This is a genomic window from Ensifer adhaerens (assembly GCF_000697965.2).
In the GTDB taxonomy this organism is placed as follows: domain Bacteria; phylum Pseudomonadota; class Alphaproteobacteria; order Rhizobiales; family Rhizobiaceae; genus Ensifer; species Ensifer adhaerens.
On record NZ_CP015880.1, the window covers coordinates 2,359,564 to 2,371,262 of the forward strand.

9 protein-coding genes are annotated in these 11,699 nt (G+C 63.9%); 8 read left to right on the top strand and 1 reads right to left on the bottom strand.

Annotated features, from left to right (window positions below; translation table 11 throughout):
* Positions 1-8: 8 nt before the first annotated feature.
* From FA04_RS11410 to FA04_RS11445, 8 genes are all read left to right on the top strand, one after another.
* Positions 9-1,502, top strand: coding sequence for a carnitine 3-dehydrogenase (locus FA04_RS11410; RefSeq protein ID WP_034792138.1), 1,494 nt, complete (start codon positions 9-11; stop codon positions 1,500-1,502).
* 139 nt (positions 1,503-1,641) lie between these two features.
* Positions 1,642-2,802 (top strand): acyl-CoA dehydrogenase family protein, encoded by a 1,161-nt coding sequence (locus FA04_RS11415; RefSeq protein WP_029742617.1) that lies wholly within the window; start codon positions 1,642-1,644, stop codon positions 2,800-2,802.
* Between the two features lie 7 nt (positions 2,803-2,809).
* A complete protein-coding gene (locus tag FA04_RS11420; RefSeq protein WP_034792136.1) occupies positions 2,810-4,867 on the top strand; it encodes an acetate--CoA ligase family protein in 2,058 nt (685 codons plus the stop codon).
* A gap of 5 nt (positions 4,868-4,872) precedes the next feature.
* A complete protein-coding gene (locus FA04_RS11425; RefSeq protein WP_029742615.1) occupies positions 4,873-5,655 on the top strand; it encodes a carnitinyl-CoA dehydratase in 783 nt (260 codons plus the stop codon).
* Positions 5,656-6,040: 385 nt separating this feature from the next.
* Positions 6,041-7,630: an ABC transporter substrate-binding protein gene (locus FA04_RS11430; RefSeq protein ID WP_029742614.1), complete on the top strand. Its 1,590-nt coding sequence runs from the start codon at positions 6,041-6,043 to the stop codon at positions 7,628-7,630.
* A complete protein-coding gene (locus tag FA04_RS11435) occupies positions 7,615-8,751 on the top strand; it encodes an ABC transporter permease (protein ID WP_034792133.1) in 1,137 nt (378 codons plus the stop codon). The genes FA04_RS11430 and FA04_RS11435 overlap by 16 nt, the downstream gene beginning before the upstream one ends.
* A complete protein-coding gene (locus tag FA04_RS11440) occupies positions 8,748-9,575 on the top strand; it encodes an ABC transporter permease (RefSeq protein ID WP_029742612.1) in 828 nt (275 codons plus the stop codon). The genes FA04_RS11435 and FA04_RS11440 overlap by 4 nt, the downstream gene beginning before the upstream one ends.
* Positions 9,568-11,199, top strand: a complete 1,632-nt coding sequence (locus FA04_RS11445; RefSeq protein ID WP_034792132.1) for an ABC transporter ATP-binding protein — start codon at positions 9,568-9,570, stop codon at positions 11,197-11,199. The genes FA04_RS11440 and FA04_RS11445 overlap by 8 nt, the downstream gene beginning before the upstream one ends.
* A gap of 56 nt (positions 11,200-11,255) precedes the next feature.
* Here the strand turns inward: FA04_RS11445 and FA04_RS11450 are convergent, their stop codons facing one another.
* Positions 11,256-11,552, bottom strand: coding sequence for a DUF1127 domain-containing protein (locus tag FA04_RS11450; protein ID WP_127889278.1), 297 nt, complete (start codon positions 11,550-11,552; stop codon positions 11,256-11,258).
* Positions 11,553-11,699: the final 147 nt, after the last annotated feature.

Genomic DNA, 11,699 nt, shown 5'->3' on the forward strand with positions numbered 1-11,699 from the left:
TGGACACCATGAGCTTTATAACCAAAGCAGCCTGTGTCGGCGGCGGCGTCATCGGCGGCGCCTGGGTGGCGCGCTTTGCGCTTGCCGGCATCGACGTAAAAATCTTCGACCCGCATCCGGAAGCCGAGCGCATCATCGGCGAAGTCATGGCCAATGCCGAGCGCGCCTATGCCATGCTGACCATGGCGCCGTTGCCGCCGAAGGGAAAGCTCACCTTCTGCAAGAGCATCGAGGAAGCGGTCGAAGGCGCTGACTGGATTCAGGAAAGCGTGCCGGAGCGGCTGGAACTGAAGCGCGGCGTGATCACCAAGATCGATGCCGCCGCAAGGCCCGATGCGCTGATCGGGTCCTCCACCTCGGGCCTTTTGCCCTCCGACCTGCAGTCCGAGATGCACCACCCCGAGCGCATGTTCGTGGCGCATCCCTACAACCCCGTCTACCTCTTGCCGCTCGTCGAGCTCGTCGGCGGCAAGAAGACGTCGAAGGCGACGATCGAGCGCGCCATGCAGGGCGTCGAGCAGATCGGCATGAAGGGCGTCGTCATCGCCAAGGAGATCGAGGCCTTCGTCGGCGACCGCCTGCTCGAGGCACTCTGGCGCGAGGCGCTCTGGCTGATCCAGGACGACATCTGCGATACCGAAACGCTCGACAACGTCATGCGTTATTCCTTCGGCATGCGCTGGGCGCAGATGGGCCTGTTCGAGACCTATCGCATCGCCGGCGGCGAGGCCGGCATGCGCCACTTCCTCGCCCAGTTCGGCCCCTGCCTGAAGTGGCCCTGGACGAAGTTCACCGACGTCGTCGACCTCGACGATGCGTTGGTCGAAAAGATCGGCGCCCAGTCGGACGCGCAGGCCGCCGGTCGCTCGATCCGCGAGCTCGAACGCATCCGCGACGAAAACCTCGTCGGCATCATGCATGCGCTGAAATCCGGTAACGGCGGCGAAGGCTGGGGTGCGGGCAAGCTGCTTGCCGATTTCGAGGCCAAGCTCTGGGCCAACGCCCGGAAGCCGGAAGCCGACCTCGGCGACGTCAAGCCGCTGCGCATCCTCGACACCAAGGTCAGCGCCGCCTGGGTCGATTACAACGGCCACATGACCGAGCACCGTTATCTCCAGGTCTTCGGCGACACCTCCGACGGCGTGCTGCGCCTGATCGGCGTCGACCTCGACTATGTCCGCGACGGTCACAGCTACTACACGGTCGAGACCCATATCCGGAACCTTGGCGAAGCCAAGCTCGGCGAGGCGCTCTACTCGACCTGCCAGATCCTGTCGTCGGACGAAAAGCGTCTTCACATCTTTTCGACGATCTACAACGCCGCAACCAACGAGGCCGTCGCCACCGCCGAACAGATGATGCTTCATGTCGACAGCAAGGCCGGCAAGGCGGTCGCGGCACCCGAGGCGGTGCTGAGCAAGCTCCGCGCAATCACTGAAGCCCATGCGCAACTGCAGACGCCCGATGGTGCCGGACGCTTCGTCGGCCAGAAGCGCGCCTGACCGCAACAGCGGCAGGCCAGCAACAACAGGCAGCTTCGCCTTCCGGCGGAGCCGCAAACCGCAGCCGAAGGACGCTTGAGGAGGCGGCCATCGTTTGCGGCACCTACGTCAGCGGCGCGAAAACGAGGGGAACAACACAATGAACTTCGCACTGACCGAAGAACAGCAGATGATCGTCGATACGGTCAGGAGCTTCGTCGAAACGGAAATCTATCCGCATGAGGACGAGGTCGAGCGCACCGGCGTAGTGCCGCGCGAACTCGGTCAGGAGATCGCCCGAAAATGCAAGGAGATCGGCTTCTTCGGCTGTAATTTCCCGGAGGAAGTCGGCGGCGCCGGTCTCGATCACACCTCCTTCACCCTGGTCGAGCGCGAGCTTGGCCGCGGCTCCATGGGCCTGACCGTCTTCTTCGGTCGCCCCTCTGGGATCCTGATGGCCTGCAACGCCGAGCAGCGCGAAAAGTACCTGCTGCCGGCCGTCAAAGGTGACAAGTTCGATGCGCTTGCGATGACCGAGCCGGACGCCGGCTCGGACGTGCGCGGCATGAAGTGCTTTGCCCGCAAGGACGGCGACGACTGGATCGTCAACGGCACGAAGCATTTCATCAGCCACGCCGACATCGCCGATTTCGTCATCGTCTTCATCGCGACCGGCGAAGAGGATACGCCGCGCGGCCCGAAGAAGAAGATCACCTGCTTTCTCGTCGATCGCGGCACGCCCGGCTTCGAGATCCGCAAGGGCTACAATTCCGTATCGCACCGCGGCTACAACAACTGTGTCCTGACCTTCGACGATTGCCGCCTGCCCTCCGCCCAGATCCTCGGCGAGGTGCACAAGGGTTTCGACGTCGCCAACGACTGGCTGTTCGCCACCCGCCTGACGGTGGCGGCGACTTCGGTCGGCCGTGCCCGTCGCGCCTTCGACTATGCGCTGAATTACGCCGCCGAACGCAAGCAGTTCGGCAAGCCGATCGGTGCCAACCAGGGCGTCTCCTTCAAGCTCGCCGACATGATCACCGAGATCGACGCCGCCGACCTCCTGACCCTTTCGGCCGCCTGGCGGCTCGATAACGGCCTGCCCTCGAACCGCGAGATTGCGTCCGCCAAGGTTTTTGCCACCGAGATGCTCGCCCGCGTCACCGACGAGGCGATCCAGATCTTCGGCGGCATGGGCCTGATGGACGACCTGCCGCTCGCCCGCTTCTGGCGCGACGCTCGCGTCGAACGCATCTGGGACGGCACGTCTGAAATCCAGCGCCACATCATCAGCCGCGACCTGCTGCGGCCGCTGGGAGCGTGATCGGCCGATGATACGCTCCCTCGACCGCCTCATCCGCCCGCGCACCATCGCCGTCTTCGGCGGCAAGGAAGCCCGGCGTGTCATCGAGCAATGCGACAAGATGGGCTTTACCGGTGAGATCTGGCCAGTGCACCCGCGCGAAGCCGAAATCCTCGGCCGCAAGTGCTATCGCTCGGTGGCAGAACTGCCAGGCGCACCGGATGCCTCCTTCGTCGGCGTCAACCGGCAGCTGACGATCGATATCATCCGCGATCTTGCGAGCCGCGGCGCCGGCGGCGCCGTCTGCTACGCCTCCGGCTTTCGCGAGGCGGCAAGCGAGCTTGACGACGGCAACGACATGCAGGAGGCGCTGGTGGCGGCTGCCGGCGACATGCCGATCGTCGGGCCGAATTGCTACGGCTTCATCAACATGCTCGATGGCGCCCTGCTCTGGCCGGACCAGCACGGCATGCAACGCGTCGAAAAAGGCGTCGCGATCCTGACGCAGTCCTCCAACATCGCCTGCAACATTTCGATGCAGACGCGCGGTCTGCCGCTTGCCTATGTCATGACTGCCGGCAACCAGGCGCAGACGGGCCTCTCCGACATCGCCTGCGCCGTGCTCGAAGACCCGCGCGTCACCGCCGTCGGCCTGCATATCGAGGGTTTCGACAGCGTTGTTGCCCTCGAGCGGCTGGCGACGCGCGCGCGCGAACTCGGCAAACCGGTCGTGACGCTGAAGGTCGGCAAGTCGGAAGCGGCGCAGCTTGCGACGGTGTCGCACACCGCATCGCTTGCCGGCAACGACCGCGTCTCCTCGGCGCTTCTTGCCCGCCTCGGCATCGGCCGAGTGGACACGTTGCCGGCGCTCTTGGAAACGCTGAAGCTGCTGCATGTGGCAGGCCCACTCGAGAGCAACGACATCTCCTCGATGAGCTGCTCCGGCGGCGAGGCCTCGCTGATGGCGGATGCCGGCGAGCGCTACCGGGTCAATTACCGGCCCTTGCGCGACGAGCAGAAGAAGCCGCTGAAGGATGCGCTCGGCGAGATGGTGACGATCGCCAACCCGCTCGACTACCACACCTTCGTCTGGGGCAACCGCGAGAAGCAGACCACCGCCTTTACCGCCATGATGAAGGGCGGCTACGCGATCAATCTGCTCGTGCTCGACTTCCCGCGCCTTGACCGCTGCGACCCGGCAGACTGGGAAACCACCTGCCATGCGGTGATCGACGCGGCCCGGGCAACGGGTGCCCGCGCCGGCATCGTCGCCAGCCTTGGCGAAAACATGCCGGAAGCCACCGCCCTCTTCCTGATGAAGGCGGGCGTCGTACCCTTCTTCGGCATCGAGGAGGCACTGGCAGCCATCGAGACGGCCGCCGACATCGGAGCCGCCTGGGCCAAACCCGCCCCGCCCCGCCTGCACGATGGCGGTGTCGCCGCTGCCGGTGAAGCCATCACGCTCAGCGAACACGAGGCCAAGGTGGAGCTTGCTGCCGCCGGTCTGACCGTGCCGAAGGGCAAGACCGCAGCAACCGCCGAAGAAGCCGCAGACGCTGCCGAAGCGCTCGGTTTCCCGGTCGTGCTGAAAGGCCTCGGCGTCGCCCACAAGACCGAAGCGGGTGCCGTGAAACTCAACCTTGCGAGCCGCGCGGACGTCCTTGCGGCGGCCAAGGCCATGGCCGCCGTCACCTCCGGGTACCTTGTCGAGAAGATGGTGGCGAAACCGGTCGCCGAGCTCATTATCGGCGCCACGCGCGACCCCGTCGCCGGCCCGGTTTTGACGATCGGTGCCGGCGGCATCCTCGTGGAACTGCTCGATGATTCCGCCATCCTGACGCTGCCGACGACGCCGGAAGCGATCGGGGAAGCAATCGGCGGGCTGAAGATCCGCAAGCTGCTCGACGGCTATCGCGGCGCGCCTGCTGCCGATTACGCCGCTTTAACCGCGGCTGTCGCGGCAGCGGCATCCTATGTCGTTGCAAACGCTTCGAAACTCGAAGAACTGGATATCAATCCATTGATGGTGTTGCCGAACGGTCAGGGTGCCGTTGCCGCCGACGCTCTCATTCGCCGGAGGAACTGACCCTCATGACCGGACCTATCCTCACACGCCGCGAAGGCGGTATTCTGGAAGTCACGATCGACCGGCCGAAGGCGAACGCCATCGACCTGAAAACCAGCCGGGTCATGGGCGAGATCTTCCGCGACTTCCGCGACGACGACAGTCTACGTGTCGCGATCATCACCGGCGCCGGTGAAAAATTCTTCTGTCCGGGATGGGACCTGAAGGCTGCTGCCGACGGTGACGCGGTCGATGGTGACTACGGCGTCGGCGGCTTCGGCGGCATGCAGGAACTGCGCGATCTCAACAAGCCGATCATCGCCGCGATCAACGGCATCTGCTGCGGCGGCGGCCTCGAGATCGCGCTTTCGACCGACCTGATCCTTGCCGCCGAACACGCGACCTTCGCGTTGCCCGAAATCCGCTCCGGCACCGTTGCCGATGCTGCCTCGATCAAGCTGCCGAAGCGCATCCCCTATCACATCGCCATGGACATGCTTCTGACCGGCCGCTGGCTCGACGTGCAGGAAGCCCACCGCTGGGGCTTCGTCAACGAGATCCTGCCGGCGGGCAAACTGATGGAGCGCGCCTGGGAGCTCGCCCGCCTGCTCGAAAGCGGCCCGCCGCTGGTCTATGCGGCGATCAAGGAAGTGGTCCGCGCCGCCGAGGGCGAAGCCTTCCAGACGACCATGAACAAGATCACCCAGCGGCAGTTCAAGACCGTCGATATTCTCTATTCGAGCGAAGACCAGCTGGAGGGCGCGCGCGCCTTCGCGGAGAAGCGCGACCCCGTGTGGAAGGGTCGCTGAGACCGAACGAGAATGCGTGCGGTTTCCGCCCGCAACGCGCTTCGAACAGCACCGCCGACCCTTGGCGGCGTAGGCAACAGAGCCGGATGACCGGCACCGGAACGTGACGAGACGCGCGGGCAACATCGCGCGCCATTAAACACGTGTCCATAAGCCACGCTTATGGAAATAAATTGTAATTTAGGGCGTTACAACAAGAGTTCCAGCGATTACGCTTATCGATCTGAACGAAGGACGCCCGGCCAGAAGGAAGGAGAGACAAGAACCCGGAAGAAAACAAGCGGCCCTCCGGCCCAGTCCGAAGCCATCGATACAATGGCTGTACGCAGCAATCTCTACCAACCACAACGAACGGCGAATGCCGACGAGAAAAGGGAACAGGGGAATGAGCGATTACAAGGATTACCTCACACGACAGGTCATGCTCGGCAAGATGAACCGGCGCGAGTTTTTGGGCCGCGCGGCAGCAGCCGGCATTCTCGCCTCGACGGCCGGCACTTTGTTTGCCACCAGCGCTGCAGCGCAGGAGCCGAAGCGCGGCGGTCACCTGAAACTCGGTCTCGAAGGCGCTGCCGCCACCGACTCGAAGGACCCGGCCAAGGCGCTGTCGCAATTCATGTTCGTCGTCGGCCGCAACTGGGGCGACATGCTCGTCGAAAGCCACCCGACGACCGGCGCGCCGGTGCCGGCACTCGCCGAATCCTGGGAGCCCTCGACCGACGCGTCGACCTGGACCTTTACCATCCGCAAGGGCGTAAAATTCCACGACGGCAAGGAGCTGACGCTCGACGACGTCATCAAGACGCTGCAGCGCCACACCGACGAAAAGTCTGAATCCGGCGCGCTCGGCGTGATGAAGTCGATCAAGGAAATCAAGGCCGACGGCGACAAGCTGGTGCTCGTGCTGACCGAAGGCAATGCCGACCTGCCGCTGCTTCTGACCGACTATCACCTCATCATCCAGCCGGGCGGCGGCATCGACAAGCCGGACGCAATGATCGGCACCGGCCCCTTCAAGGTGACGAGCTTCGAAGCCGGCGTTCGTGCCACCTTCGAGAAGAATGCCGACGACTGGCGCACCGACCGCGGCTATGTGGACTCGGTCGAGCTGATCGCCATGAACGACGCCACGGCCCGCATCGCCGCGCTTTCCTCCGGCCAGGTGCACTACATCAACCGCGTCGATCCGAAGACGGTCAACCTTCTGAAGAAGGCGCCGACGGTCGAGATCCTGAACACGTCCGGCCGCGGCCATTACGTGTTCATCATGCATTGCAACACCGCACCCTTCGACAACAACGACCTGCGCATGGCGCTGAAATATTCGATGGACCGCGAGACCATGGTCCAGCGCATCCTCGGCGGCTACGGCAAGGTCGGCAACGACTTCCCGATCAACGACACCTACGCCCTCTTCCCCGAAGGCATCGAGCAGCGTGCCTATGATCCGGACAAGGCGGCCTTCCACTACAAGAAATCCGGCCACAGCGGTCCGGTACTGCTGCGCACCTCCGACGTCGCCTTCCCGGGTGCTGTCGATGCAGCGGTGCTCTACCAGGAAAGCGCCAAGAAGGCGGGCATCGAGATCGAGGTCAAGCGCGAGCCGGGTGACGGCTACTGGACCAACGTCTGGAACGTGCAGCCCTTCTCCACCTCCTACTGGGGCGGCCGTCCGACCCAGGACCAGATGTACTCCACCGCCTATCTTTCGACCGCCGACTGGAACGACACCCGCTTCAAGCGTCCGGATTTCGACAAGATCCTGCTCGAGGCCCGCTCTGAACTCGACGAGGCCAAGCGCAAGGACATGTACCGCACCATGGCCATGATGGTGCGTGACGAAGGCGGCCTGATCCTGCCGATGTTCAACGACTTCGTGAACGCCTCCACCAAGCAGGTGAAGGGCTACGTGCACGACATCGGCAACGACATGTCGAACGGCTATGTCGCAACCCGGGTATGGCTGGACGCATGATGATGGAAAGCGGACCGCTCACTGGTCCGGTTCCGACGGATGGAACCGCGGGTGCAACACACCCGCGGTCTGCCGAACTTTCCGGAGTACCAGCAAAACCCAACCCTGCCACCAATCCCTCGAACGGTGAAATCGGCGGCACCTTCTGGCGGCGCTTCACCTTCCGCCGCCCGCTCGCGGCGCTGATCCTGCAGCGCCTCGGCTTGAGCGCCGGCCTTCTCTTCGCCGTATCGCTGATGATCTTCGGCGGCATCGAGGCGCTTCCCGGCGACTTCGCCACCACCTATCTCGGCCAGTCGGCAACGCCGCAGGCGGTCGAAAACATCCGCAAGGATCTCGGCCTCGACCGGCCCTGGACCGAACGCTACGTCTCCTGGCTCGGCGGCGCTGTCCAAGGCGATTTCGGCACCTCCTGGGCGAGCAAGAATTCGGTCGGCGAGCAGATTTCCAAGCGCCTCGGCAACTCGCTGTTCCTTGCCTTCTTCGCAGCCCTCGTCTCCGTACCGCTCGCCGTCGGCCTCGGTATGCTGGCGGTGCAGTTCCGCAACCGGCTGCCCGACAAGATCATCAACGTCGTCTCGCTCGCGGCGATCTCGCTGCCCGAGTTCTTCGTCGGCTATCTCCTGATCATGTTCTTCGCCGTCAAATACGGCGTCGCGACCTTCCCCGCGACCGTCTATGACAGCATGAGCTTCACCGAACGTCTCTCGGCGATCGCGCTTCCCGTCGCGACCCTCGTTCTCGTCGTTCTCGCCCACATGATGCGCATGACCCGCGCGGCGATCCTCAACGTCATGTCGTCGGCCTATGTCGAGACGGCGGAACTGAAGGGCCTCGGCATGTTCCGCATCATCGCGCGTCACGCCGCCCCCAATGCGGTGGCGCCGGTCATCAACGTCATTGCGCTCAACCTGGCCTATCTCGTGGTCGGCGTCGTCGTGGTCGAAGTGGTCTTCGTCTATCCGGGCATGGGCCAATATATGGTGGATGCGGTGACCGTGCGCGACATGCCGGTCGTTCAGGCCTGCGGTCTGATCTTTGCCGCCTTCTACATCTTCCTGAACATGGCGGCCGACATTCTCGCGATCATCGCCAACCCGAGACTGAGGCATCCGCGATGAACCTGAGATCCATCCCCTTCAGCGCCTGGATCGGCATCGCCGGCATCGCGATTGCGATCTTCTGCGCCCTCTTTGCGCCTGTCATCGCCCCCTTCGGCGAACGCGACGTGGTCGGCGACGTCTGGCTTCCGGCCGGCGGCGACTTCCTGCTCGGCACCGACAATCTCGGCCGCGACCTGCTGTCGCGTCTGATCTATGGCGCCCGCACCACCATCTTCGTGGCATTTGCGGCAACCGTGCTTTCCTTCTCGCTCGGCATGATCCTGAGCTTCACCGCCGCTGTTGTCGGTGGTTTCACGGACCAGCTGTTTTCCCGCTTCAACGACCTGATGATGGCGATTCCGACGCTCATTTTCGCCCTCGTCGTTCTCGCCGTCCTGCCGCAGCATCTGTGGATCCTGATCCTGGTGATGGCGGTGCTCGACAGTACCCGCGTCTTCCGCATCGGCCGCGCCGTGGCGCTCGATGTCGCGGTCATGGAGTTCGTCGAGGCGGCAAGGCTGCGTGGAGAAGGTTCGCTCTGGATCATCTTCCGCGAGATCCTGCCGAACACACTGTCGCCGCTCTTGGCAGAATTCGGCCTGCGCTTCGCCTTCTCGATCCTGTTCCTCTCCACCCTCTCCTTCCTCGGCCTCGGCATCCAGCCGCCGGCAGCCGACTGGGGCGGCATGGTCAAGGACAACAAGGACGGCATCATCTTCGGCATTTCGGCAGCGCTCATACCCGGTGCTGCGATCGCGACGCTCGCGATCTGCGTCAACCTCGTGGTCGACTGGCTGATGAAGAGAACCTCGAGCCTCAAGGGAGGACGCGGCGATGCCTGAGATGCTCTCCGTCAAGAACTTGAAGATCGAAGCGACCAGCTACCCGCCGGGCGAACCGCCGAAGGTCGTCACCCTCGTCGAGGGCGTCTCCTTCGACGTTCAGAAGGGCAAGGTGCTCGGCCTAATCGGCGAGTCCGGCGCCGGCAAGTCGACCATCGGCCTTTCGGCGCTCGCCTATGGCCGCGGCGGCGTGCGCATTACCGGCGGTCAGGTCCTGCTCGACGGCAAGGACATTCTGACGCTCGACAAGAACGGCATCCGCTCGATCCGCGGCGCCCGCGTCTGCTACGTCGCGCAATCGGCAGCGGCCGCCTTCAATCCGGCGCATCGGCTCGGCGACCAGGTGATCGAGGCGTCGCTCCGCCACGGCATCATGAGCCGCGAGGAGGCTAAGAAGCGGGCGCTCTATCTCTTCCGCGTGCTGGGCCTGCCCAATCCGGAAACCTTTGGCGAGCGCTATCCGCACCAGGTCTCCGGCGGCCAGCTGCAGCGCGCCATGACCGCCATGGCGCTCTGCCCCAACCCGGAGCTGATCGTCTTCGACGAGCCGACGACCGCGCTCGACGTCACCACCCAGATCGACGTGCTCGCCGCGATCAAGCATGCGATCGAAGAGACGCACACGGCAGCCCTCTACATCACCCACGACCTCGCCGTCGTCGCCCAGATCTCCGACGACATCATGGTGCTGCGCCATGGCAAGACGGTGGAATACGGCTCGACGAAGCAGATCATCGAAGAGCCGCGCGAGGAATACACCCGGGCACTCGTCAGCGTCCGCCAGACGAAACGCGAGGAAGCCGCCGACCAGACCGGGACGCAGTTGAAGATCGAGCATATCAGCGCCGGCTATGCCAACGGCTTCAAGGTGCTGCATGATGTCTCGATGCATCTGCCGAAAGGCCAGACACTGGCGATCGTCGGCGAAAGCGGCTCGGGCAAGTCCACCCTTGCCCGCGTCATCACCGGGCTTTTGCCGCCGACCGAGGGGCGCATCACCTTCGAGGGCAAGGAGCTGCCGCGGGCGCTGAAAGGCCGCAGCAACGACGAGCTCCGCCGCATCCAGATGATCTACCAGATGGCCGATACGGCGATGAACCCGCGCCAGACGGTGCGAGACATCGTCGGTCGACCGCTCTCCTTCTACTTCGGCATGCACGGCCAGAAGAAGACGGAGCGGGTCAAGGAACTGCTCGACCAGATCGAAATGGGAACGCGTTTCCTCGATCGTTATCCGGCCGAACTTTCGGGCGGCCAGAAGCAGCGCGTGGCGATCGCAAGGGCGCTCGCCGCCAAGCCGGAGCTGATCCTCTGCGACGAGCCCACCTCGGCACTCGATCCGCTTGTGGCCGAAGGCATCCTGAATCTGCTTCTGAAGCTTCAGGAGGAAACCGCTGTTTCCTATGTATTTATCACCCACGACATCGCCATCGTGCGGGCGATCGCCGACAGCGTCGCGGTCATGCATCGCGGCCGCCTCGTGCGCTTCGGGCCGAAGTCGAAGGTGCTGTCGCCGCCCTTCGACGACTACACGGACCTGCTGTTGAAGTCGGTTCCGGAGATGGAAATCGGCTGGCTGGAGCGGGTGCTGAAGACACGCCGCATGGAAAGCGCCGGCAACTGAAAAACGAGACGGCGGCACGATCGCGTGCCGCCGTCTCATGCCTTCGTCAGGCAAGCTCAGCGTTGCCAGAAGGCCTTGCTCGTCTCTGCGCGAACCTCAGCCCTCGTCATCCCGATATCCTTGAGCCGCTCCGGATATTGATCGGCCATAAGCTGAAGTTGCTCGCGGACGCGAACGCGGTCCTCCCAGACGACAAGGATCCGGAAGGGATCGTGGCGGCCGAGGCTGTCGGCCAGATGCTTGGCCGGCTGGTTGAGATCAAGCCGGACGGCATGATAGAAATCGGACATTCCCGAAAGCAGGCTGCTCATCGCCGTTCCCACCTCTTCCTGCCCCTCAGGGCGTTGAAACATTGTCGGAACTTTAGGCCCGTGGAACGCGTCCCACATCGCGCAGCTGCTGTGTTTTCCTCTCCTGCATTTGTAGTATTTTGCCTGCAGCACCGCGCGCCCCGTTGGACGCGCAAGAGGCACTGTGGCACCTTGCCTTATGTCGCCATT

Bases quoted from the DNA above. Each gene is read 5' to 3' on its own strand.
- FA04_RS11410 (WP_034792138.1), top strand. From the start codon at position 9: ATGAGCTTTATAACCAAAGCAGCCTGTGTCGGCGGCGGCGTCATCGGC.
- FA04_RS11415 (WP_029742617.1), top strand. From the start codon at position 1,642: ATGAACTTCGCACTGACCGAAGAACAGCAGATGATCGTCGATACGGTC.
- FA04_RS11420 (WP_034792136.1), top strand. From the start codon at position 2,810: ATGATACGCTCCCTCGACCGCCTCATCCGCCCGCGCACCATCGCCGTC.
- FA04_RS11425 (WP_029742615.1), top strand. From the start codon at position 4,873: ATGACCGGACCTATCCTCACACGCCGCGAAGGCGGTATTCTGGAAGTC.
- FA04_RS11430 (WP_029742614.1), top strand. From the start codon at position 6,041: ATGAGCGATTACAAGGATTACCTCACACGACAGGTCATGCTCGGCAAG.
- FA04_RS11435 (WP_034792133.1), top strand. From the start codon at position 7,615: ATGGCTGGACGCATGATGATGGAAAGCGGACCGCTCACTGGTCCGGTT.
- FA04_RS11440 (WP_029742612.1), top strand. From the start codon at position 8,748: ATGAACCTGAGATCCATCCCCTTCAGCGCCTGGATCGGCATCGCCGGC.
- FA04_RS11445 (WP_034792132.1), top strand. From the start codon at position 9,568: ATGCCTGAGATGCTCTCCGTCAAGAACTTGAAGATCGAAGCGACCAGC.
- FA04_RS11450 (WP_127889278.1), bottom strand. From the start codon at position 11,552: ATGTTTCAACGCCCTGAGGGGCAGGAAGAGGTGGGAACGGCGATGAGC.